At 69.9% G+C, this 23,538-nt stretch carries 18 protein-coding genes and 1 tRNA gene; 13 read left to right on the top strand and 6 right to left on the bottom strand.

Features of this window, described 5'->3' with window-relative positions:
• Positions 1 to 20: 20 nt before the first annotated feature.
• Positions 21 to 1,226: an IS30 family transposase gene (locus tag ACXJKB_RS14395; RefSeq protein WP_457189467.1), complete on the top strand. Its 1,206-nt coding sequence runs from the start codon at positions 21 to 23 to the stop codon at positions 1,224 to 1,226.
• Positions 1,227 to 1,272: 46 nt separating this feature from the next.
• On the opposite strand, the gene ACXJKB_RS14390 is transcribed toward ACXJKB_RS14395, so the two are convergent.
• Positions 1,273 to 1,345: transfer RNA gene (locus ACXJKB_RS14390), tRNA-Leu, on the bottom strand.
• Positions 1,346 to 1,385: 40 nt separating this feature from the next.
• Between ACXJKB_RS14390 and ACXJKB_RS14385 the strand changes: the two genes are divergently transcribed.
• From ACXJKB_RS14385 to ACXJKB_RS14355, 7 genes are all read left to right on the top strand, one after another.
• Positions 1,386 to 2,033 carry an ANTAR domain-containing response regulator gene (locus tag ACXJKB_RS14385; RefSeq protein ID WP_457189465.1) on the top strand — a complete coding sequence of 216 codons (648 nt, stop codon included), beginning with the start codon at positions 1,386 to 1,388 and terminating at the stop codon, positions 2,031 to 2,033.
• Between the two features lie 200 nt (positions 2,034 to 2,233).
• Positions 2,234 to 3,385, top strand: a complete 1,152-nt coding sequence (locus tag ACXJKB_RS14380; protein ID WP_457189463.1) for a branched-chain amino acid ABC transporter substrate-binding protein — start codon at positions 2,234 to 2,236, stop codon at positions 3,383 to 3,385.
• A 95-nt stretch (positions 3,386 to 3,480) separates the two neighbouring features.
• On the top strand, positions 3,481 to 4,452 hold the full coding sequence (locus ACXJKB_RS14375; protein ID WP_457189461.1) for a branched-chain amino acid ABC transporter permease: 972 nt from the start codon (positions 3,481 to 3,483) through the stop codon (positions 4,450 to 4,452).
• The gene (locus ACXJKB_RS14370) at positions 4,449 to 5,588 is read left to right on the top strand and encodes a branched-chain amino acid ABC transporter permease (RefSeq protein ID WP_457189459.1); all 1,140 of its coding nucleotides are present in this window, start codon (positions 4,449 to 4,451) and stop codon (positions 5,586 to 5,588) included. The genes ACXJKB_RS14375 and ACXJKB_RS14370 overlap by 4 nt, the downstream gene beginning before the upstream one ends.
• On the top strand, positions 5,581 to 6,516 hold the full coding sequence (locus tag ACXJKB_RS14365; protein WP_457189457.1) for an ABC transporter ATP-binding protein: 936 nt from the start codon (positions 5,581 to 5,583) through the stop codon (positions 6,514 to 6,516). The genes ACXJKB_RS14370 and ACXJKB_RS14365 overlap by 8 nt, the downstream gene beginning before the upstream one ends.
• A gap of 1 nt (position 6,517) precedes the next feature.
• Positions 6,518 to 7,216 carry an ABC transporter ATP-binding protein gene (locus ACXJKB_RS14360; RefSeq protein WP_457189455.1) on the top strand — a complete coding sequence of 233 codons (699 nt, stop codon included), beginning with the start codon at positions 6,518 to 6,520 and terminating at the stop codon, positions 7,214 to 7,216.
• A gap of 117 nt (positions 7,217 to 7,333) precedes the next feature.
• Positions 7,334 to 7,876 carry an N-acetyltransferase family protein gene (locus ACXJKB_RS14355; protein ID WP_457189454.1) on the top strand — a complete coding sequence of 181 codons (543 nt, stop codon included), beginning with the start codon at positions 7,334 to 7,336 and terminating at the stop codon, positions 7,874 to 7,876.
• 29 nt (positions 7,877 to 7,905) lie between these two features.
• Here ACXJKB_RS14355 and ACXJKB_RS14350 read toward each other — a convergent pair whose 3' ends face one another.
• A complete protein-coding gene (locus ACXJKB_RS14350; RefSeq protein WP_457189452.1) occupies positions 7,906 to 8,361 on the bottom strand; it encodes a hotdog fold thioesterase in 456 nt (151 codons plus the stop codon).
• Between the two features lie 84 nt (positions 8,362 to 8,445).
• On the opposite strand from ACXJKB_RS14350, the gene polA reads away from it, so the two are divergent.
• Positions 8,446 to 11,148 carry a DNA polymerase I gene (gene polA / locus ACXJKB_RS14345; RefSeq protein ID WP_457189450.1) on the top strand — a complete coding sequence of 901 codons (2,703 nt, stop codon included), beginning with the start codon at positions 8,446 to 8,448 and terminating at the stop codon, positions 11,146 to 11,148.
• On the opposite strand, the gene ACXJKB_RS14340 is transcribed toward polA, so the two are convergent.
• Positions 11,142 to 12,278 (bottom strand): lipopolysaccharide biosynthesis protein, encoded by a 1,137-nt coding sequence (locus tag ACXJKB_RS14340; RefSeq protein WP_457189448.1) that lies wholly within the window; start codon positions 12,276 to 12,278, stop codon positions 11,142 to 11,144. The two genes, polA and ACXJKB_RS14340, sit on opposite strands and share 7 nt — an antisense overlap.
• 157 nt (positions 12,279 to 12,435) lie before the next feature.
• Between ACXJKB_RS14340 and ACXJKB_RS14335 the strand changes: the two genes are divergently transcribed.
• Both ACXJKB_RS14335 and ACXJKB_RS14330 read left to right on the top strand, forming a co-directional pair.
• On the top strand, positions 12,436 to 14,154 hold the full coding sequence (locus ACXJKB_RS14335) for a hypothetical protein (RefSeq protein WP_457189447.1): 1,719 nt from the start codon (positions 12,436 to 12,438) through the stop codon (positions 14,152 to 14,154).
• 63 nt (positions 14,155 to 14,217) lie between these two features.
• The gene (locus ACXJKB_RS14330) at positions 14,218 to 14,376 is read left to right on the top strand and encodes a hypothetical protein (protein WP_457189445.1); all 159 of its coding nucleotides are present in this window, start codon (positions 14,218 to 14,220) and stop codon (positions 14,374 to 14,376) included.
• A gap of 26 nt (positions 14,377 to 14,402) precedes the next feature.
• On the opposite strand, the gene ACXJKB_RS14325 is transcribed toward ACXJKB_RS14330, so the two are convergent.
• On the bottom strand, positions 14,403 to 15,560 hold the full coding sequence (locus tag ACXJKB_RS14325; RefSeq protein ID WP_457189443.1) for a glycosyltransferase family 4 protein: 1,158 nt from the start codon (positions 15,558 to 15,560) through the stop codon (positions 14,403 to 14,405).
• A gap of 46 nt (positions 15,561 to 15,606) precedes the next feature.
• Between ACXJKB_RS14325 and ACXJKB_RS14320 the strand changes: the two genes are divergently transcribed.
• Positions 15,607 to 16,347, top strand: coding sequence for a class I SAM-dependent methyltransferase (locus ACXJKB_RS14320; protein ID WP_457189441.1), 741 nt, complete (start codon positions 15,607 to 15,609; stop codon positions 16,345 to 16,347).
• Positions 16,314 to 20,444, top strand: a complete 4,131-nt coding sequence (locus ACXJKB_RS14315) for an alpha-(1->3)-arabinofuranosyltransferase (protein ID WP_457189439.1) — start codon at positions 16,314 to 16,316, stop codon at positions 20,442 to 20,444. Before ACXJKB_RS14320 ends, ACXJKB_RS14315 begins: the two co-directional genes overlap by 34 nt.
• On the opposite strand, the gene ACXJKB_RS14310 is transcribed toward ACXJKB_RS14315, so the two are convergent.
• A complete protein-coding gene (locus ACXJKB_RS14310) occupies positions 20,336 to 21,556 on the bottom strand; it encodes an acyltransferase family protein (RefSeq protein ID WP_457189437.1) in 1,221 nt (406 codons plus the stop codon). The two genes, ACXJKB_RS14315 and ACXJKB_RS14310, sit on opposite strands and share 109 nt — an antisense overlap.
• The gene (locus ACXJKB_RS14305) at positions 21,553 to 23,436 is read right to left on the bottom strand and encodes a hypothetical protein (RefSeq protein ID WP_457189436.1); all 1,884 of its coding nucleotides are present in this window, start codon (positions 23,434 to 23,436) and stop codon (positions 21,553 to 21,555) included. Before ACXJKB_RS14305 ends, ACXJKB_RS14310 begins: the two co-directional genes overlap by 4 nt.
• Between the last annotated feature and the right edge of the window lie 102 nt (positions 23,437 to 23,538).

Here is a 23,538-nt window from a genome sequence, read left to right as displayed (position 1 = left end):
GTGATGAAGGGGTGTTTGTGATGGCGGCTCGGCGGGTGTTTCCGCAGCAGGTTCGTCGTGAGTTCTGGGGTCTTGTACGCGGGGGGCTGACGGTCGCGGAGGCGGCGCAGAGGGTTGGCGCGTCGCGGTTCGCGGGGATGGATTGGTACCGCGAGCGTGGTGGGGTGATGCCCCCGTGCGATCCGCCGGCGAGACTCAGGCCGCGTYTGAGTTTCGAACAGCGTGAAGAGATCGCGGTGCTCCATGCCGCCGACGTGTCCAACGCAGAGATCGCCCGGGTGGTGGGGTGTCATCGCGCCACTGTCGGTCGAGAACTCAGGGCCGGGTCGACCCTGTTTCCCGACCGCCGCCCGAAGTATCGGGCCAGCGCGGCCCAACTGGCTGCCGACCGACGTGCCAGGCGGGTGCGGGGCGGGAAGCTGGCKTCGAGYCCGCGGCTTCGCGCCGCGGTGCAGGTGATGCTCGAGGATGAGTTGTCGCCCGAGCAGGTCGCGGCACAGTTGAGGATCGACTTCCCCGACGATGTGGAGATGCGGTTGAGCCACGAGTCGATCTACCAGGCCCTGTACGTCCAGGGCCGCGGTGAACTGCGCCGTGACCTGCACAAACGGCTCCGGACCGGACGCGCGGTCCGCAAGGTCCGTCGAGTCGAAGGTGAGCGGCGCGGCCGGATCCCCGGGATGGTCAACATCAGCGAACGACCAGCCGAGGTCACCGACCGGGCCGTGCCGGGGCACTGGGAAGGCGACTTGATCATGGGCTCGACCGCGTCGAACTCCGCGATCGGGACTCTGGTCGAACGGGCCAGCCGGTTCGTGATGCTGCTCCACCTCCCCGACGGGCACGGCGCCGACGCGGTCGCCGAGGCCATGGTCGAAACGATGAGCCGGCTCCCCGTGACCCTGCGACGCACCCTGACCTGGGACCAGGGCCACGAGATGACCTCACACCCCGCGATCGCTGCCGCGACCGGCCTGGACATCTACTTCTGCGACCCCCACTCGCCCTGGCAGCGCGGCAGCAACGAGAACACCAACGGCCTGCTGCGCCAGTACTTCCCCAAAAGCACCGACCTGTCGGTCTACCAGCTCGACTACCTCGACCACGTCGCCGCCAAGCTCAACCGCAGGCCCCGCAAGACCCTCGGCTGGAAGACACCGGCACAGGCACTCGACGAACTACTGTCGAACCCACCAAAACCAACCGGTGTTGCATCGACCGCTTGAATCCGCCGCGCCGTGAATGTGGCTGGGCCACCGCTGGCGGTCTCGGTGCCCCGGGTGAGATTCGAACTCACACTGGATGGTGTTTGAGACCACTGCCTCTGCCATTGGGCTACCGGGGCGAATCGGCGTCGGAACCCTATCCGAACTAGCCTTGCCGTCGTGACGCAGCCCGTTGACAGCAGCACCCCCGCAGACGGCGTACGCCGGGTCGTGATCGCCGAGGACGAGGCGCTCATCCGCATGGACCTCGCCGAGATGCTCGGCGAGGAGGGGTACGACGTCGTGGGCCAGGCCGGCGACGGGCAGCGGGCGATCGAGCTCGCGCGCGAGCTGCGCCCCGACCTGGTCATCCTCGACGTCAAGATGCCCGTGCTCGACGGCATCGCTGCCGCCGAGACGATCGCGGGGGAGCGGATCGCCCCGGTCGTCATCCTCACCGCGTTCTCCCAGCGGGACCTCGTGGCCCGGGCGCGCGACGCCGGCGCGATGGCCTACCTCGTCAAGCCGTTCCAGCGCGGCGACCTCGTGCCCGCGATCGAGATGGCGGTCAGCCGCTACGCCGAGATCACGGTTCTGGAGCGCGAGGTCTCCGACCTCCAGGAGTCGTTGGCGACGCGCAAGTCCGTCGACCGCGCGAAGAGCGTGCTGCAGGAGAAGCTCGGGCTGAGCGAGCCCGATGCCTTCCGCTGGATCCAGAAGACCGCGATGGACCTCCGGCTGTCGATGAAGCAGGTCTCCGACGGCGTCGTGGAGCACGGGGTGGCCGGGCTCGGCGACGCCGCCCGCGGACCGGCCGGCCTCTCCTGATCCAGGGCTCGTCAAGGTCTCCTCAAGGCCGGGACCGCATCGCGTGTTTCGGGCGGGTTTCCGGTACAGACCGGTTGGTCACGAAACGGCAACGGCACGCAACTCGGGCCGCCCAATCGTGTCCCGGGCCACATTCCGGGTGTTAGGTTCCCGCCGAGAGGCTGCCGAGGTGGACAGCCCATAGAACTGTGGAGGGATCCATGATCCGCTCATCCAAGACGTGGCAGGCTGTCGCGTTCACGGCTGTGGCCGGCCTCGCGCTGACCGCGTGTGGCACGACCGACGACGGCGGCAGTGACGCCGGCGGCGACGACTGCAACTTCAAGATCGGTGCGATGGGTGCCCTCTCCGGCGCCAACGCCAGCATCGTCATCCCGTCCGTGGACGGCGCCGAGCTGGCGATCAAGCAGTGGGACAACGACGAGTGCGAGGTGACCCTCGAGCGCTTCGACACCGAGGGCGACCCGGCCAAGGCCACGCCCGTCGCGACCCAGATCGCCGGCGACGACACCTTCATCGGTGTCCTCGGTGGCGCGTTCTCCGGTGAGACCCGCGCGACGAAGACCATCTACCAGGATGGCGGCGTCCCGATGATCAGCCAGTCGGCGACCGCGACCGACCTGACCCAGGAGGACCCGGTTGAGGTCTTCCACCGCCTCGTGCCGTACGACGACTACCAGGGCGCGGCGATCGCGAAGTACCTCACCGATGAGGTCGGCGCCTCCAAGGTGTTCGTGGTCGACAACTCCGAGGCCTACGGCGAGCCGCTGGCCGACCGTGTCGAGGAGACCCTCGGCGACGCGATGGTGCAGCGCGACAAGACGCAGGTCGGCCAGACCGACTTCGCCCCGACGATCTCGAAGATCGAGTCGGCCGAGCCCGACGCCATCTTCTACGGCGGCTACATCGCCGAGGCCGCTCCGCTGCTCAAGCAGATCCGCGACGCGGGCATCGAGGCCCCGTTCGTCGGTGGTGACGGCCTCTTCGGTGCCGACTTCGGCAACGCCGTGGGCGACGCCGGCGAGGGCGCAGTCGTGATGTGCCCCTGTGCCCCGATCGAGGAGGACAGCACCTTCGCTGCCGACTTCGAGGAGGAGTTCGGCAGCGCGCCTGGCGCCTACGCCGCTGAGGGCTACGACGCGATGACGGTCTTCCTCAAGGGTCTCGAGGACGGCGCCCGCACCCGCGAGGACATGCTCGCGTTCGTCAACGACTACACCGGTGAGGGCCTCAGCAAGTCGATCGCGTTCGACGACGCCGGCGACGTGCCGAAGGACCAGGTCTCCTACTGGGCCTACAAGAACGAGGGTGGCACGCTGACGCCCGAGGTCGAGGTCAAGCCCGAGGGCTGATCGAGGCACCAAGCATGGACACCGCGGGGGCGGCCGGGACTCGGCCGCCCCCGCTCCATGGCCCGGACCGGGCCGCACTATTGGGAGGGCCCTGAGTGGACTTCGACGCCCTGTTCAGCGGGTTGGACCGTCACACGTTGGACGGCATCACCCGCGGATCCATCTACGCGCTCGTCGCGCTCGGTTACACCATGGTGTACGGCGTGATGAAGCTGATCAACTTCGCCCACTCCGAGGTGTTCATGGTGGGCACCTGGACGGTGCTCGGCGTCTACACGGTCCTCGGCGCCACGTCCGGCATGGGGGTCGGCGCGGTCATCGGCGCCACCGTGCTGGCACTGCTCGCCGCGATGCTCGCCTCGGCAGGCACCGCACTGGCCGTCGAACGGATCGCCTACCGGCCGCTGCGCAGGAAGGGTGCTCCGCCGCTGATCTTCCTGATCACCGGCATCGGCTGCTCGCTCGTGCTCGTCGAGACCTTCGGCCAGGTGCTGAAAGCGTTCTTCGGCCCGCCCTTCGGTCGCGTGACGGTCAACGTGCCGTCCGTGATCGAGACCAAGGTCGTCTTCACGATCCCCGGCCTCGACCTGCCGGTCACCAACACCCGGCTGCTGATCATCATCGGCGCCATCGTCATGATGGTCGCGCTGGACACGTTCGTGAACAAGAGCCGCCTGGGCCGCGGCGTCCGCGCGGTCGCGCAGGACCCGGACACCGCCTCCCTCATGGGCGTCAACCAGGAGCGCGTGATCATGCTCGTCTTCGTGCTCGGTGGCGCGATGGCCGGCGTCGCCGCCCTGCTGTTCACCGTCCAGTACGACATCACGAAGTTCGACATCGGCTTCATCATCGGCATCAAGGCGTTCACCGCCGCGGTCCTCGGCGGCATCGGCAACCTGCGCGGTGCGCTGGTCGGCGGTCTGCTGCTGGGCGTCGTCGAGGTGTACGCCTCCCAGATCTGGGACTCCAGCTGGACCGACGTCACCGCGTTCATCGTCCTCGTCCTGGTCCTGATGTTCCGGCCCACCGGACTGCTCGGTGAATCCCTCGGAAAGGCACGCGCATGAGCCAGATCTCCGACGCCTTCCGCGGCCTCCAGCTCGGCAACCGCTGGGACCGTGCCCCGAAGTGGGTCCGCTCCGTCGGCCTGCTGCTGGTCATCGCCTTCGCGTTCTACCTGCCGTTCCTCAACATCCTGCCGTTCGCCTACATCCGCACCGACCTGAGCCCGACCGGCTCCGACTGGTCGAGCGTGCTGTTCCTGATCGTCGTCTACATGATCGCGGCCGTCGGCCTCAACGTCGTGATCGGCTTCGCCGGACTCCTCGACCTCGGCTACGTCGGCTTCTACGCCCTCGGCGCCTACTCGGTGGCCCTCTTCGGGTCGCCGTCCTCGCCGGTCGTGGAGGCCATGCAGTCGCGTTTCGGCCTGTCCGACGAGTGGGCCGTCCCGTTCGTGATGTGCATCCCCATCGCGATCGCGATGGCGCTCACGGCGGGAGTGATCCTCGGCGCTCCGACGCTGCGGCTGCGGGGGGACTACCTCGCGATCGTCACCCTCGGATTCGGCGAGATCATCCGCATCACCGCGCGCAACCTCGACCCCATCACCGGCGGTGCCGCGGGCATCACCCAGGTCCCCGTGCCGCCCGGGCCGGAGATCGACGGGCGGTCGTTCTTCAACACCATCGATGCCGAGCGCTGGTACTGGCTGGCGCTCGTCATCCTCATCCTCATCGTCTTCCTGGCCAGTCGTCTCGAGCACAGCCGCGTCGGTCGTGCCTGGCTGGCCATCCGCGAGGACGAGGACGCCGCAGCGGTGATGGGCGTCGCGGGCTTCAAGTTCAAGCTGTGGGCCTTCGCGATCGGCGCGTCCGTCGGCGGGCTCGCCGGGCTGCTGTTCGGCAGCAAGCAGCAGTACGTCGAGCCCAACGCCTTCATGCTGAACCTGTCGTTCCTCTTCGTGGCCATGGTGGTCATCGGGGGCTCGGGCAACATCGTCGGTGTCCTCGTGGGTGCCTTCCTGCTCACCTACCTCCCCGAGCGGTTCCGTGAGCTCCAGGAGTGGCGCCCCTTCGCCTTCGGCCTGGCGCTGGTGCTGGTGATGGTCCTCCGTCCCCAGGGCCTGGTGCCGAGCAGACGACGAGCCGCAGAGATCGAAGATCGACGACACGAGGCCGAGGAGGCTGCCGCAGATGCCTGAGCACGAGATCGAGGGCGCCGAGGTGCTCAAGGACACCTCCGACCACGACGCCATCGCCCACGAGGCGTCCGGCGCCATGGGCGACGTCCTGCTCGAGGTGGACCACGTCACCCTCCGCTTCGGCGGCGTGGTGGCGCTCAACGACGTCAACTTCGACATCCGCCGGGGCGAGATCCTCGGCCTCATCGGTCCCAACGGTGCCGGCAAGACCACCTGCTTCAACGCGATGACCGGCGTCTACACGCCCACGGACGGCACGATCCGGTTCAAGGGCCAGGAGATCGCGGGCACCAAGCCGCACAGGATCAACCACCTCGGCATCGCCCGCACGTTCCAGAACATCCGGCTCTTCCCGGAGATGTCGGCACTGGAGAACGTCATGGTCGGGTGCGACGCCCGCCACAGGACGAGCGTGCTCGGGGTGCTGTTCCGCGCCTACCGGGTCCGCCCCTCCGAGGAGGAGCTGCCGGCGAGTGGCATCCGCCGCAGCTTCGCCAAGGTGTTCGGCATCAGCCGCCACACGCTGGAGGAGCGGGCCGGTCGACGTCGGTCGATGGAGCTGCTGCGCTTCGTCGGCATCGCCGACCGGGCCCACGAGGTCGCGCGCAACCTGCCCTACGGCTACCAGCGCCGCCTCGAGATCGCCCGCGCCCTGGCCACCGAGCCCGAGCTGATCTGCCTCGACGAGCCGGCTGCCGGCTTCAACCCCGCGGAGAAGGAGGACCTGATGGGTCTCATCCGCCGCATCCGCGACCTGGGGCACACGGTCCTGGTCATCGAGCACGACATGAAGCTGGTCCTCGGCGTGACCGACAGGATCGTCGTGCTCGAGTTCGGCCAGAAGATCGCGGAGGGCACCCCGGACGAGGTCGCCCGCAACCCGAAGGTCATCGCCGCCTACCTGGGAGAGCCTGACGATGCTGCTTGAGATGAAGGACGCCGTTCTCAGCTACGGCAAGATCGAGGCGCTGCACGGCATCAGCGTGCACGTCGATGAGGGCGAGGTCGTCTCGCTGATCGGTGCCAACGGCGCCGGCAAGACCTCGACCATGCGAGCCCTGTCGGGCGTCCGCGGGCTGTCGGCGGGCTCCGTCGTCTTCAACGGCGAGGACGTCACCAAGATGCGGGCCGACCAGCGCCTGCGCAAGGGCCTGGTCCTGTGCCCCGAGGGTCGCGGGATCTTCCCCGGCATGACGGTCACCGAGAACCTCAACATGGGCGCCTACACCCGCAAGGACAAGTCKGCCATCGACGAGGACTACGACCGGGTGTTCGACCTCTTCCCGCGCCTGCTGGAGCGCAAGAAGCAGATCGCCGGCACGATGTCGGGTGGTGAGCAGCAGATGCTCGCCATCGGTCGGGCCCTCATGTCGCGCCCCAAGCTGCTGATGCTCGACGAGCCGTCGATGGGCCTCGCCCCGATGCTGATCCAGCAGATCTTCGACATCATCACCGAGATCTCGCAGCAGGGAACGACCATCCTCGTCGTGGAGCAGAACGCCAAGCAGGCGCTCTCGCGCAGCGACCGGGCCTACGTCCTCGAGACCGGCAACATCGTGAAGACCGGCACGGGTTCCGAGCTCCTCGACGACCCGTCGGTGCGTGAGGCCTACCTCGGCGTAGCCTGATCCCGCCAACGGCGATAGGGTCTGTCCCGGCGTGGTGCCGCGAGAGGGCGGCAGGGGGCCACGGTCGGTGCTCGAGGAAGTGGTGTGTCGATGAGTCGGACGCCGGTGACCGTACGCGTGGCAGAGACCACGGACGTCCCCTCCCTGCGTGAGCTGTGGGGTGACATCCTGCGGCGCGGTGCGCTCGACGAGCAGCTCGCCGACGTGGCCGGGATCGTGGCCACCGCCGACTCCCGCGAGGACCAGTGCGTGGTCGTCGCGGAGGTCGACGGTGAGGTCGCGGGCGCGGTCTACCTCGAGGCGACGACGTTCACCCCGCTCAACCTCGAGCGGGCCGTCCTGGCGGTGTCACCGCACGTGTTCACCCAGTTCCGGCGCAAGGGCGTGGGCAGCGCGCTGATGGAGGCGGCCTGCCGGTTCGCCGAGCAGCACGGCATCAGCCACGTCCAGACGGCCGCCGCCGCCGAGGCGCGCGACGCCAACCGCTTCATGGCGCGGCTGTCGTTCACCCCGCAGGCGACCCTGCGGGCGGCCACCACCAGCGCGGTGCGTGCCCGGCTGCCGCAGTCGCGGCAGGCCACGCCGGCGGCGACCAGCCGGCAGCGGATCGACCGGGTCCTCGCGGCCCGTCGGATCCGGCGCGAGCGCGTCCCGGGCTGAGCCGTGGACCACGCCGCTGCCGGAGCGCGTCAGGGCTTCGGTGCGTCCAGCAGCGCGCAGGTGATGCGCGAGGTGCACACGCGTCGGCCCTGCTCGTCGGTGATCACGATGTCGTACGACGTCGAGGACCGGCCGAGGTGGATGGCGGTCGCGACGCCCGTGACCACGCCCGACGTGGCCGCGCGGTGGTGGGTGGCGTTGATGTCCACCCCGACGGCGATCTTCGCCGGGTAGGCGTGGATGGCCGACCCGATGGAACCCAGGGTCTCGGCGAGCACGACGGACGCGCCGCCGTGCAGCAGGCCGAACGGCTGGGTGTTGCCCTCGACGGGCATGGTCGCGACGACCCGCTCCGCGGCGACCTCGACGAGCTGCACGCCCATCTTGTCGTTGAGGCGACCGTTGCCCTGCGGGAGGAAGGCGATGAGCTCCTCGACGCTCAGGTCGGCCAGCGACGTGGGAGGGGTGCCGGGTGTCTCGCTCATGGCGTCATTGTGTCCGAGCGGTGCGGGCTGACGGTGCCGGGGCTGGGGACGTCCGGTGTCGGTGGCGGCCGATAGAGTCGGCGGGTGCCTGAGACGAGCGAGTCGACCCGCCCCCGCCTCCTCCTGCTGGACGGCCACTCCCTGGCCTACCGGGCGTTCTTCGCGCTGCCGGTGGAGAACTTCGCGACCGCCTCCGGCCAGCACACCAACGCGGTCTACGGCTTCACCTCGATGCTGGTCAACGTCCTGCGCGACGAGCAGCCCACGCACGTGGCGGTCGCCTTCGACAAGTCGCGCCAGACCTTCCGGCTCGAGCAGTACAGCGACTACAAGGCCAAGCGCAACAAGACGCCCGACGAGTTCGGCAGCCAGCTGCCGCTGATCCGGCGGGTGCTCGACGCGCTCCACGTCCAGCACCTGTCGATGGACGGCTTCGAGGCCGACGACATCATCGCGACCCTCGCCACCCAGGGGCTGGCCGAGGGCATGCAGGTCCTGATCATGACCGGCGACCGCGACTCGATCCAGCTGGTCACCGAGGACTCGACCGTGCTCTACACGATGCGCGGCGTCAGCGAGCTGGCGCGGCTCACGCCGGCCGCGGTGCAGGAGAAGTACGGCGTCCCGCCCCACCGCTACCCCGAGCTCGCCGCCATCGTGGGCGAGACGTCCGACAACCTGCCCGGTGTGCCGGGGGTCGGCCAGGGCTACGCCGCGAAGTGGATCAACCAGTTCGACGGACTCGACAACGTCATCGCCCGCGCCGACGAGATCACCGGCAAGAAGGGCGAGGCGTTGCGCGCCCACCTCGGCGACGTCATCCGCAACCGCCAGCTCAACGCGCTCGTGCGCGACCTGACCCTGCCGGTGCGCCCCGACGGGCTCGCCCGGCAGCCGTGGGACCGCACCGCCGGCCTCGAGCTGCTGGACGAGCTCGAGTTCCGCGGCGAGCTGCGCAGCCGGTTGCTCGACACCATCGACCCCGATCCCGACGACGCCATCGAGGCCGAGGCGGGCTTCGAGCTCGACGGTCGCCGCCTGGCCGCGGGTGAAGCCGCCTCGTGGCTCGACGAGCACGCGCCCGCGGGCACGCGCGTGGGGGTCTCCGTCCAGGGGAGCTGGCGCGCCGGCACGGGCGAGGTGCTCTCCGTCGCCGTGGCGACCCGCGAGGGGCAGGCGGCCTGGCTCGACGTGGCCGAGCTCGGCGCGGACGACGATGCTGCCGTCGCGGCGTGGCTGACCGACCCGGAGCGCCCCAAGGCGATCCACGACGCCAAGGGGCCGAGGCTCGCGCTGGCCGCGCGGGGCTGGGACCTTGCCGGGCTCGAGGTCGACACCGCTCTGGCGGCCTACCTGGTCCAGCCCGACCAGCGCTCCTACGACCTCGCCGACCTGACCCTGCGCTACCTCAAGCGCGAGCTGCGGCAGGACGCCGTCGACGCGGACCAGCTCAGCTTCGACGCGATGGACGACACCACGGCCAGCGACACCGCGATGTTGACCGCCCGGGCCGTCCTCGACCTCGCCGACGCGCTCGACGACGCGGTCGACGAGCATGGCGGCACCCAGCTGCTGCGCGAGGTCGAGCTCCCGCTCATCGGCACCCTCGCCCGCATGGAGCAGGTGGGCATCGCGGTCGACACCGACTACCTCGAGGGCCTCGAGTCCGAGTTCAGCGACCAGGTGCGCGCTGCGGCGACCGACGCCTACGACGTCATCGGCAAGGAGATCAACCTCGGCTCGCCCAAGCAGCTGCAGGTGGTGCTGTTCGACGAGCTCGACATGCCCAAGACCAAGCGCACCAAGACCGGCTACACGACCGACGCCGACGCCCTGCAGCAGCTCTTCGAGAAGACCGAGCACCCGTTCCTGCAGCACCTGCTGCGCCACCGGGACGTGATCCGGCTGCGCCAGACCGTGGAGGGGCTGCTCAAGACCGTCGCCTCCGACGGCCGCATCCACACGACCTATAACCAGATCATCGCCGCGACGGGCCGGCTCTCGAGCACCGACCCCAACCTGCAGAACATCCCGATCCGCACCGAGGCCGGTCGCCGCATCCGCGAGGGCTTCGTCGTCGGCGAGGCCGGTGAGTCGCTGATGACCGCCGACTACAGCCAGATCGAGATGCGGATCATGGCCCACCTGTCCGAGGACGCGCTGCTCATCGAGGCGTTCCGGTCCGGCCAAGACTTCCACTCCATCACGGCCGCCCGCGTCTTCGGCGTCGCCGCCGAGGACGTCAGCGTCGAGCAGCGCGCCAAGATCAAGGCGATGAACTACGGCCTCGCCTATGGCCTCTCCGCGTTCGGCCTCTCGCAGCAGCTGCGCATCTCGACCTCCGAGGCCAAGGGCCTCATGGACGAGTACTTCGAGACCTTCGGAGGCGTGCGCGACTACCTGGGCGGGATCGTCGACGAGGCACGGCGCTCGGGCTTCACCGAGACGATCCTCGGTCGTCGCCGCTACCTGCCCGACCTCACCAGCGACAACCGGCAGCGTCGCGAGACGGCCGAGCGGATGGCGCTCAACGCGCCGATCCAGGGCTCGGCGGCCGACCTCATCAAGGTGGCCATGCTGGGTGTCGAGCGCGCTCTCGTCGAGCACGGCCTTCGCTCGCGGATGCTGCTCCAGGTGCACGACGAGCTCGTGCTCGAGGTCGCGCCGGGGGAGCACGACGAGCTCGCCGGGATCGTCCGCGCCGAGATGGGCGGCGCCGCCGACCTCACCGTCCCGCTCGACGTCTCCATCGGCACCGGGCGCAGCTGGCACGACGCTGCTCACTGAGCTGTCGAGCGCTCCCGCATCTTCACGAGGCTGATGGGCAGGAGCACGGCGAGGAGCACGAGCTCGACCGTGAGCACGACGGCGAGGAGCCCGGACACGCTCGAAACTGCGGTCGCAGCCGCCACCACGACCACCAGCAGCGCGATCCAGACGAGAACCATGGAGAGGATGCCCTGCCGGGCCAGCACTGAGTAGACCAACAGCTGCAGGATCGCCATGCACGTCCCGAGCAACGCGAAGACCCACAACAGGTCGCTGACCTCTTCGTAATCGCGACCCCCAGCGAAGACCAGTGCGAGATCAGGCAGTACTGCGGTGACCAGGACGCACGCGCCTCCCAGGCCGCCGATGAGAGCCATGCTGTTGAGGAGCGCGCGGGCAGGGTTGGCGCTGTTCGCCATCGACGGGAAGGCGACGACCACGACGAACTGGGGGAGGAACATCACGGCGCGCGTGACGATCAACCCCGCGGCGTACAGCCCGGAGTCGTGGGAGTCCAGGACCGACCTCCCCACCAACATGTCGATGTTGGTGAGCGCGAAGTAGGCGAACAACGCCTGGGAGTTGACGACGGCTTCCTTGATGATCGGCAGGAAGCCGTGTCGTTCGTGCGACTCGCCGGTCTCGCGGTCGTGGCGCAGGACGGCGAGCCCGTAGAGGAATGGCACGTAGTAGCTCAGCGCGACGCCCAGGAATGCCATGAACGCAGTCGGCTGCCACAGGATCAGCGCGAGGCCGATCGCAAGCCTCGGTACTCCGGCGAGTGTGTACATGATCGCGAGCTCGCGCCACCTCCGCTCGCCTTGGAGGATGCCCATCTGTGCGCCCGTCATGGTCATGGGCACGGCGGCAACGGAAGCGAGCAAGGCAGTGGGAAGACTGTCGAGGTCCAGCGCATGGTCGATCAGCGGCGCGCCCAGGAGCAGCACTCCACCCAGCAGCAGCGACGCACGCAGTGAGACCCGGAGGATCTGGGTCTCGATCTGTCCGACATGTCCCGGGTCGGAGCTGATGCGACGCGCGGCCGTCGCTTGCAGTCCGAGCATGACGACGCTGACGATCATCACCAGGTTCATCAGCGCGAAGTACGCACCGTACGAAACGGGACCGATGATCCGAGCCGCGGCCATCGTGAAGCCGTACGTCGCGACATTCATCACCATCATCGCAACGGCGATCTGCCCACTGCCCGTCAAGAGGGAGCTGACGCCGGCCCTCCGGCCAACGGCGGCCCGTGACCGGTCGCGGGCTCGAGTGGACATGGGGCACACCATAAGGTGTCGTCTTGTGAGCGGGCGGATCGTCGAGTCGGTGTCGTGCGTCCGCCTCTCCCTACCGACGATGCTGGCGCCGTTGGTCTGGTCTGCGCTCCTGTCCGTTCTCCTGCTCGGCGGCGCGCTGGGCCCCGGCTACGTCCTGAGCTACGACATGGTGTGGGTTCCGGACCTGCGCCTCGGAACGGACGCGCTCGGCCTCGGCACGGCGCTCCCGAGGGCCGTCCCGTCCGACGCCGTGGTCGCCGTCCTCGACGAGGTCCTCGGTGGCATGCTCCTGCAGAAGCTGGTGCTGCTGCTTCCCCTGGTGGCAGCCGGGTCCGGTGCAGCCGCCCTCGTCGGTCCTGGCGTCGTGGCACGTCTGGTCGCGGTGTCGGTCATGGTGTGGAACCCCTTCGTGGTGGAGCGGCTGGCCATCGGCCACTGGCCGGTCCTGGTGGGCTACGGAGCGCTTCCCTGGGTGGTCCTGGCGGGAGCCGCGTGGCGCAGGTCCGGCGTGCTCCCGGCCAGGTTGCCGGTGCTCCTCCTCGTCGGCAGCCTGAGCGCGTCGACCGGGATCGTGACGGCGGTCGCCGCGTGCGCTGCTGCCGCGACGCGTGAGTGGCGCCGGTGCCTCGCCCTGGCGACCCTGCTCCTCCTGGCCAACCTGCCCTGGCTCGCCTCCGGGCTGCTGCACGCCGGCAGCGCCACGTCCAGCGCCGACGGCGCGGACGTATTCGCACCCAGCAGCCGCGGCCTCCTGCCGGCACCGCTGACCTTCCTGTCGCTCGACGGCATCTGGAACGCCCAGGTCGTTCTCCCGTCACGGTCCGGCGCACTCGCCGTCGCCATGACGGTCGTCCTGGTCGTGCTGGCGTTGCTCGGCCTTCGCCGTGGGTGGTCACAGGTGCCGGAAGGGCTGCGTCGACCGCTCGTGTCGTGCTGGGTCGTCGGTCTGGTCCTGACCCTGGCGACCTGGGCGCTGCCCGGTGCGACCGGGTGGCTCGCCAGCACCGTACCGGGAGCGGGTCTGCTGCGGGACGGGTCGAGGTTGCTCGCGCTGGCGGCGCCGCTGACCGCTGTTCTGGTGGGGCGTGGCGCCGATGCCCTGGTGCACGCCCTCCCGGACGCGTTGTCCCGCGCCATGATCACGCTGGCCCTGGTCCTCGCCTCGGTTGCACTGATGCCCGACGCGGCTCTCGGTCTCTCCGGACGCCTGGCCGCGGTCGACTACCCGGACTCCTACGACGAGCTTGTCGATGAGCTGGGGACCCTGCCGCCCGGTGCCGTCGCCCTGCTGCCCTTCCAGAGCTATCGGGCGCCGTCCTGGAACAACGACCGTCGTCCGGTGCTGGCGCCACTGGGCCGCTACCTGCCCCGGCGCGTGGTCGTCGAGGATCGGCTCGTCGTCGACGGGCGACCGCTCCCCGGTGAGGACCCGACGGCCGCTGAGGTGCGACGTGCCCTGGAGGCGTCGGACGAACGGCTTCGGTCTGCCGGTCTGCGCGACGCGGGCATCCGGCTCGTCGTCGTCGAGCAGCTGCCGGGCGTGGAGGTGCCCGACGTCGAGGGCGACGTCGTCCGGCAGCTCGACGGACTCAGTGTGATCGACCTCGGGCCAGGGGCGTCTGAGACCGGCACGTCTGCCGCGTGGGTGGTCGTGATGTCACTGGCGTGGGGCGGCTGGTGCGGCCTGCTGCTCGTCGCGATCGTGCGAGGTGTCCTGGGCCGGCGCGGCCGTGGCACGCGATAGTTGCGCAGAACTGGCTACCGACTGGTACCTTGCTGCCATCGTCTAGGGAGGGTCACCGGAGTCATGGGTTCAATCATCGCGCCGATCGTCAGCATCGTCGTCGGCGGAGGCCTCGCTGTCGCCACGCTCATGGGTGTCGTCACCAGCCAGACCAGCGCTCCCGAGCAGTCCCCGGGGACCATCAACAGTCCCGAGTTCAACTACGGCACCACAGTCGAGTGACGCCTGTCTGACCGGGCTCGCTCCGTTCACTCAGCGTCGGGGTCCTGCGCGTCGACGCGCTCTCCTCGCAGGACCGCGGCCACCACGTGGGCGAACGACTCCTGCGCATGCTCCCAGGTGAAACGGTGACTCACCTCGAGTGACCCCTCCCCGAGCCGGGCACGCAGTTCGGCGTCGGCGAGCAGGTCTCGGAGCGCGTCGACGAAGTCGCGTGGCTCGTCGACGAGCAGTCCCGACACGTCATGGGCGATCGATTCCCGAGTGCCGCCCGCTGAGCGATACGCGACGGTCGGCGTCCGGTGCATGCCGGCCTCCCCGACGACCAGGCCCCAGCCTTCCTTCAACGAGGGGAGGGCCAAGGCCCACGCCTGCTCGTAGACCTCGTGCTTACGGTTCTCGTCCGCGTGGCCCTCGAAGACCACGGTGTCGCCGGCGCCGCGATCGGCCGCGTAGCGGTGGAGCTCGGCCCCCCACCACCCGCTGCCCACGACGTGGAGGCGCAGGCCCGGATGGTCGTCACGCAGGGCGAGGGCCGCGTCGATGGCGTGCTCGACCTGCTTGTGGGGGACCAGTCGTCCGACCACTGCGAGCGTGGGGTGAGCCGACTTGCCGACCCCCGTGGGCACGATCGGATCCGTGCCGTTGTGCACGACGGCGATGCGCCGACGGTCCACGCCGAGCGGGACCAGCTCGTCGCGCGTCGCCCGCGACACCGCGACGTACTGGCATGATCGGTAGAGACGCGGCGCGAGACCGTGCTCGATGGCCCAGCCGACCCTGCCGACGAGCCCGGGGTAGACGACCGGCCATTGCTCCCGGTGCACGTGGTGCACGAGCACGACGACGGGTGCCCTGGTGGCGGCGCGGGTGAAGAAGGGCAGGCCGTTCTGCACGTCCACGACGACGTCCACGTGTCCGAGCCGGCCGCGGGCGAGCGCCCTGAACCCCTCGGAGTAGACGGTCAGCTTCGACCCGCGCCTGATGAAACGGACGCCGTCGACGACCTCGTCCGGAGGTGCGGCGGCGTGGGCTGCGCAGAAGATGGTGACGCGGACGCCGCGCTCGACGAGTCCTTGCGCCATCTTCTCGAGGTAGCGCTCGGCGCCGCCGCCCTCCGGGTTGTGGGTGTCGCGCCAGCTGAGGAAGGCGACATGCCGTCCGCGGAGCTCGTCGTGGTCAGTCATCGGCGAGAACCCTACCGCTCAGTCACTTGTCGGTTAGGGTCTCCGGGTGCTGACGAGGACCCGCCCGTGGCGCGCCGATCTCGCGCGGTCGCTGCGCCTGCTACGGGAGTTCCGCCACGAGCAGTCCGACCCGGCGCGGTTCTACACCGCGCTCGCCCGCGACTCGACCCTGCAGGTGTCTCAGTACCACGACCTGTCGGGGCAGCTGATGCTCGACGTCGGGGGCGGCCCCGGCTACTTCCGGCAGGCGTTCGAGGCGGCAGGGGCGTCGTACGTCGCCCTCGACGCGGACGTGGGCGAGCTCTCGGGCACCGGGTCGATCGACGTGCGCACCGTCCTGGGCAGTGGCATGCAGCTGCCGTTCCGCGACGCGGCGGTGGACGTGTGCTACTCCTCCAACGTGCTCGAGCACGTCGAGGAACCGTGGCGGATGGCCGCAGAGATGCTGAGGGTCACCCGGCCCGGTGGTCTGGTCTTCATCAGCTACACCACGTGGTGGGGCCCGTGGGGCGGCCACGAGACCGCGCCATGGCACTACCTGGGTGGGCGTCAGGCCCGGCGGCGGTACGCCAGGCGCCACGGTCACGAGCCCAAGAACAAGTTCGGTGAGTCCCTCTTCGCGGTCTCGGTCGCCGATGGCCTGCGCTGGTCGCGCAGCCAGCAGGATGCCGACGTGGTGCACGTGCTGCCGCGCTACAACCCGTGGTGGAGTCGCTGGCTGCTGCACGTCCCGGTAGTGAGAGAGGTCGTCACGTGGAACCTCGTGCTCGTGCTGCGCAAGCGGTGAGCCGGGAGGAGTCGCGTTTCGGCTGGCGGCTCGTTGCTGCCTGCGCGCTGCTGACGGGTCTCGCCCTGATCCAGTCCTCGGGACTCGTGGTCGCCGATACCAAGCTCGACCTCGCGATCTCGCCCGTGGAGTTCCTCACCCGCGCCGCGCACCTGTGGGACGCCCAAGGTGCCTTCGGGCAGCTGCAGAACCAGGCATACGGCTACCTCTGGCCGATGGGACCGTTCCACGCCCTGGGCCACCTGATGGACCTGCCTGCGTGGGTCGTGCAGCGGTTGTGGATGGCGCTCGTGCTGTGCGTGGCGTTCGTCGGGATGGCCCTGCTTGCGCGTGCGATGGGGGTTCGGTCGGACCTGGCCTGCATCGTGGCGGGCTTCGCGTTCGCCCTGTCGCCGCGCATGCTGACCGTGTTGGGCCCCAGCTCGATCGAGGTGTGGCCGAGCGCCTTGGCGCCCTGGGTGCTGCTGCCCCTCGTGTGGGGGAGTCGCCGCGGGTCTCCTGTCCGGGCGGCCGCGCTGGCCGCCCTCGCGGTGGCGATGGTGGGTGGCGTCAATGCGGCCGCCACGTTCGCCGTCCTTCCGCTGGGCGTCCTCTGGCTGCTGACCCGCGAGCCCGGGCCGCGCCGCCGCTCGATGATGCTGTGGTGGCCGCTCTTCACTCTGCTCGGCACACTGTGGTGGCTCGTGCCGCTGTTCCTCCTCGGGGCCTACAGCCCACCGTTCCTCGACTTCATCGAGACCGCTGCCGTGACGACCTATCCGACGACATTGGCCGACGCGCTGCGGGGCACCTCGAACTGGGTGGCGTACCTGGATCCGGAGGCTCGCGCCGGGCGTGACCTGGTCACCTCGATGTACATCCCGCTGAACAGCGCGGTCCTCCTCGTCGCCGGCATCGCGGGCCTAGCCCATCGCCGAAACGAGCACCGGGCGTTCCTGGCCTCAGGCGTCGTCGTCGGTCTCGTGCTGGTGACGGTGGGACACCACGGGACGGTCCAGGGTTGGTTCGCGCCGGAGCTGCGCTCGCTGCTCGATGGGGCACTTGCACCGCTGCGCAACGTGCACAAGTTCGACGTCGTCGTCCGGCTCCCGCTGGTCGTGGGCCTGGCGTTCACCCTCGACGAGCTGCACCACCGCTGGCGCAGCGCCTCTCGCGTGCGCAGGCACAGGCTGGCGGTCTCGGACCGCACGAACGCCGCCCTGGTGATCGGCGTCATCGTGCTGGCGCTGGTCGGTTCCACGTCCCCTGCCTGGGCCGGTCGGATCACCCCCAGCGGCTCGTTCCAGGACGTCCCGGGCTACTGGCGCGATGCCGCCGCGTGGCTCGGGACCGAGCAGGACGAGCACCCCGGTGTCGCGCTCCTCGTGCCCGGGTCCTCGTTCGGTACCTACGTGTGGGGCACGCCGCGTGACGAGCCGATGCAGGCACTCGCGCAGAGCCCCTGGGCAGTGCGCAACGGCATCCCGCTCACGCCGGCCGGCAACATCCGGATGCTTGACGAGGTCGAGCGACGGCTCAACGAGGGACGGGGGAGTGCCGGGTTCGCGAGCTACCTGCGCCGCGCCGGCGTCAGCCACGTCGTCGTCCGCAACGACCTGGAGCGCGACCCCGACATTGCCGACCCGGTGCTCGTGCACCAGGCGCTGGACGACACCCCGGGCCTCGTGCGGGCTGCCGTGTTCGGCCCCGACATCGGTGGTGAGGCGAGGATCGAGGGCGACCTGGGCAAGGCGCTGGTCAACTCGGGGTGGCAGGCCGAGTACCCCGCGATCGAGGTCTACCGCCTCGAGGACGGACCGGCGTACGCCACGGCAACGCCCGAGCCCCCGACCGTGGTCGTCGGTGGCCCGGAGGACCTGCTCGACCTCGCCGACAGCGGGGTGGTGGTGGACGAGCCCGTGCAGTTGGCCGCGGACCGGGACGACTCGGACGCGGTCCCGGAGCACGTGGTCCTCACCGATGGCCTGCGGGGGGTCGAGCGCAACTTCGGTCGTCTCCACGACGCGGAGTCACCGACGCTCCTCCCGGCCGAGTGGGAGGCGTTGACGCGAGACGGTGTCGCGGACTACGCGCTCGAGCCCTCGAAGCGCTGGCTGACGCTCGCCCGGCTCGAGGGTGCGCGGTCGGTGACGGCGTCGAGCTCCCAGTCCGACCCGGGCGCACTCGGCAGGGCGGAGCGCGGTCAGCTGCCGGAGGCGGCGGTGGACGGGGATCCGCGGACGAGCTGGCGCTCCGCGGCGCTCACCGCGGACGCGCACTGGTGGCGCATCGACCTCGAGGAACCACGCGCCCTGGGCACCGTGTCGGTCCGGGCCGGCAGCACGGGCAGTCAGCTCGTCGAGCTGTCCACGCCCGACTGGACGAGCGAACCGCTGCGGTTCGACCCCGGCGAGCTGCGTTCGATCGTGGTCCCGGGTGAGAGCGCCTCGTTGACCATCACGGACGTCTCGGGCAGGCAGCGCAACCAGCTGGAGATCGCCGAGGTCGACATCGGCCGCGAGGTCGTGCGCCGCCTGGTCCTGCCCGAGACCCCCGAGTCCTGGGGAACGCCCGACGCCGTCGTTCTGCGCCGCTTGGGCGACGGCCGGCACGGTTGTGCCCGCGTCGAGGACGAGATCCGTTGCGCGGCGCACAAGGCCGTCTCCGAGGAGGAGCCGCGCGACATCCACCGCAGCTTTGTCTCGCGCACGAACCGCGGCATGCCGGCTCGCCTGAGCGTCACCCCCGCGCCGGGTGACGCCCTCGACGACGTGATCCTGCGCGGGCAGCCGGTGGCCGTCGATGCCTCGTCGGCAGGGGTGGACGACCCCCGTGCCGGGGCAGTGGCCGCGATCGACGGCGATGCAGCGACGACGTGGCTCGCGTCGCTCGACGAGCTCAATCCCGAGCTGCAGGTGTCCTGGCTGGGGACGAAGACCGTCACCGGCCTCGGCGTCAGCCTGGGTCGGGAGACGGCCGCGCGGCTGCCCGAGCGCGTGGAGCTGTCCTGGCCGGGTGGGAAGCGCGAGGTCGTGCTGCGCCGCGGCTCGGCGAGGTTCGACTCCATCCGCACCAGCCGGCTCACCATCAAGGTGCTGGACGCCGAGGCCGCCACGGACGTCGGCTTCGACGGCAGCGCGCGCAACGTTCCCGTCGGGATCGGCGAGCTCGTCCTGGCCGGCGTCCCCTACCTGCCGTTGAACCTGTCCGACGACCCGGTGCGCACCCGTTGCGGAGTGGGCCCCACCATCCGCAACAACGGCACCTCGCACCCCACCCGGGTCCTCGGCACGAGGTCCGACATGCTGGCCGGCACGCCCCTGGACGCCGTCCTGTGCCGGGATGCGACGGTCCCGGTGCGAGACGGGGTCAACGACCTCGACGTCCTCGCCTCCGAGGCCTTCATCCCGAAACGCCTGGTGCTCGGCGAGCTGGACGTCGTCGAGGAAGCCCGTCCTGTCGCGACGGAGCTTCGCGGACCGGGGCGCTCGCGCCTCGATGCCACCGCCCCGGGGTTGTTGGCCACCCGGGAGAACACCAACCCCGGTTGGGACGCATCGCTCGACGGTCGTGCGGCCGCTCCCGTCGTGCTCGACGGGTGGCGGCAGGGCTGGGAGGTCTCGCAACCGGGGCCCGTGGACATGGAGTTCGCGCCCGATCGCGCCTACCGCCTGGCCTTGGCGGTCGGCGGCGTCGCAGTCGTCTGCCTGGTGCTCCTCACGATCCTGCTTCTCCGGCGGCGCCGCCGGGACGAGGTCCTGGCGGGGCGTCCGCGCGGGCTCCCGAGCGTCGTCCCGCTGGGTGCCCTGGTGGTGTCCGCGGGTGTGCTGGCCGGGTACGCCGGGGTCGCGGCGGCCCTCATCGGCGCCGGAGCCGTGGTGCTGCTTCGTCGGAGAGCTCCGGACTCAGGAGCGTGGTGGCTCGGCGCACCGCTGGCGGCGTCGTACCTGGCGTACGCCCTCGAGCCGTGGGGCGGGGCCTCGGGGTGGGCGGGCGAGCGGGCATGGCCTCAGCTGCTGGTGGTGCTCTCCGTCGCCGGCCTGGTCGGTTGGGTCGTCCTCGACGGCCGGCCCATCCGCCGCCCCAGGCGCAGGCTGGGTCGCTCGACCAGCCGGTAGAGCACCTCGGCAGCGAGGATGCTCGCGACCAAGGTGATCGCCCACACCTCGAGCCCGTTGCCACGGAAGAGCTGGTAGTCGGTGCTCCAGAACACGAGGCTGATCAGTGACAGGTGCAGGCAGAAGACTCCGTACGAGATGTGTCCGAGGTGCCTGCAGACGCGCGAGCCCATGATCCGTCCGTAGGTACTCCGAGGCTGGGCGAACACACCTGAGAGGACGATCAGTCCTCCGATCAGCGCGTAGACCAGGTTCTTGAAGAGGGCTTCCGATGGCGTGCCGGCCACGAACAGGACCGGGCCGGCCAGTGGTGTCGACACGACCAGGAGCAGTCCGGCAACCAGGGTCCAGCACGTCCCGGGCATCTCGCCCAGGGTGATCACGCGGCGCTCGAGCGGCGTGCTGATCCCCTGCTGGTGCCGGACGTGGAGGAGCGCCAGCCCGACCCCCACCGCGAACCAGCTGAGGTAGCCCGGGAGCCACAGCCCGGGGGAACCGCCGACGCGGGGGTCCAGGAGCGTGGTGCCCTCCAGGTGCCAGAAGACGGAGATCGCGATCATCACGGCGAGCACCACCAGCACCCGCCACGCCCGGACTGCGCGTCGACGTCGTCCGAGCACGATGAGCATGAGCACAGGCAGCAGGGCGTAGAAGGCGACCTCGACGCCCAGGCTCCACATGTGTGTGATCCCGTGCGGGAGCTTCTCGCGGACGTAGGTGTCCAGGAGGAACAGCGACGAGATCCACTGCCACACGCCCTCCTTCGCGTTGCCCGGGAACAGTGACATCGCGAGGACCACCGTCACGACGTAGGCCGGAGCGATGCGCAGCACCCGCTTCGACGCGTAGGTCCGCACGTCCGGCGCCGCGTGGCCTGTCACTGCGCGGGCCAGGTGCGGTCGGGCCAGCAGGAAGGCGGAGAGCACGAAGAAGATGGAGACACCGACGTCGAGGCGGGCCAGGAACGTCCCCCACGCTCCCCAGCCCAGATAGCTGCCGGTCTGGAAGGCGGCGTGGGTGGTGAGCACGGCGAGGGCGCCGAGCGCGCGCACGGTGTCGAGGGCGGGGAACTCGGGCGCGATGTCGACTCGCCGAGGTTGTGGGACGGTCACTGCAGCGGTCCTCCTGGCACTGGCTGGCCGATCTCCACGACGTCGACGCACAGAGTCGTCCCCGGGTCGAGGCCGTCGATGGAGACCTCGTCGAACCCGCCGTCGAGTCGGAGGTAGAGGTTGTTCAGCCCGCGCCGGACCCTGGTGTCCACCGATGACCTGCCCGCGGTCACGGTCACGGCGGAGTCCGCGCTGCTGAGGTAGCCGATCCGGGCCCACCACTCGAGGTCGATGGCCCGACCGGCGAGCGGCACGTCCACGCGTTTGTCCCGCACTCGCCATCCGCACCCGGCCCTGGGCCCGGGCAGCGAGTCGACGCCGGGCTCGATGGCCACCTGGCGCAGGGAACCGTCGTCACCCACGATCGCGAGCTCGGAGGACACGTCGGGGAAGTCCACGAGGTCGGTGGCGAGGGGGGCGAGGAACGTGAAGTTGTTCCTCGGCGCCGACAGCTGCGACATGACGTCCTCGGGCACGACCCGGTCCACCATCTCCACCCGGCCGTAGGCCGCCACGTCCGCTCGGAACCGGTCGAAGAAGCGGTGGGCCGCGTTCTGGTCGTGCCAGGGAGTGACGTAGGTCGCCGAGCTGAAGAGCCCACTCAGCACCACGGCGCTGGTGAGGAGTCCGGTGAACCATGAAGGGACGGGCTGGATGCGCGGGGGGACCCGCGGTCCGGACGACCCCGGAGCGCCGGGAAGCTCGAGGAAGGCGAGGCCCAGGCAGAGCGCCGCGACGAGCGAGACGTCGCTCAAGTAGCGCGAATCGGTGCCGACGATCGCGCCGAGCGCTGTTCCCCGCCCGGCCAGGACGAGGAGGAACGTGCCGAGCACCCAGCCGATCAGCAGCAGGAGCGCCCGTCCGGACCGCGCCCGGCGCAGGTATGCGTAGGCAGCGACCGCGCTCACCACGACCCACGACAGGTGCACCGACCAGCTCGGGGGATCGGTGAAGGCGTGCGGTGGCGCAGGCATGTGCCACTGCCACGGCCCACCGGCCAGGCCGCTTGCGAGCGTGCTTCCGAGCATTGTCTCGGCCAGGTCGCCGGCCAGCTCCGGCGTCACAGTGGACAGCTGGCTCGGGACCGTGGCGAAGTAGTAGGCCACGTAGGCGACGCCGACGACGAGGACGGCCACCAGTCCGAAAGCCTGCGATCGCAGGCCTCGCAGGCGACGGACCGGGCCCCCGCTCGTGAAGTAGGCGTAGCTTATATAGACGAGCAGGGGGACCACGACGAGCGTCTTCTGCCAAAAGAGCAGCCCGGCCACGAGGCTCACCAGGCAGAGCCCCAACCACCGGACCCCTTCGCCTCGCGCGTGGAGTACCCACGCTCCGACCGCGACGCAGAGTGCGACCTGCAGCGGCAGCTGCTGAAGGGCAGCGATGAACCACATGTACGACGGCATCGACAGCGACAGGAAGAGATAGAGCGCGAAGGGAGGCAGGATGCCCCGTCGCATGCCGAACAAGGTCACCAACATCCACAGGCAGGCGGCACTTGCCAGGGCCTGCCCCACGACCAGGAACAGTGCCGCCGGCCACCACGCCATCGGATCGATCGACCCGATGCCCCAGTAGACGAGCTTGGCGACGGGCATGAAGTGACCGTTGACCGGCTCGAGGAGGTAGTCCCAGTCGGCGCCGTCTGCATGCTGTCGGAGGAAGATCAGGTCGTCCAGGAAGTACCAGCTCGACCAGGCGGCCCACGTGCGGAAGGTGAGCTGGGAGACCAGTAGGGCGACAGCCGTCCAGAGGACCCAGGTCCGCGATCCCTCGTGTCCGTCGACCGAACGCCCTACGGCGATGGTGGAGCCGTCGCCCTCAGGCGCGCGTGGAGTCCGCCGCCCGGACTGATCGGGAGCGACTGAGGTCTTGGCCATCACGTTTGCAGACGTCCATCCGGGGGGTTCGAAGATCTCTCTCCACGACATGCTACTTGCTGGTACCGTTCGGCGACTTCATTCGATCCGCCTGGAGGATTC

The organism is Nocardioides sp. P5_E3 (genome assembly GCF_054049275.1).
Note: the sequence above shows the minus strand (reverse complement) of the source record. Positions and strands in the feature narration are given on the sequence as shown.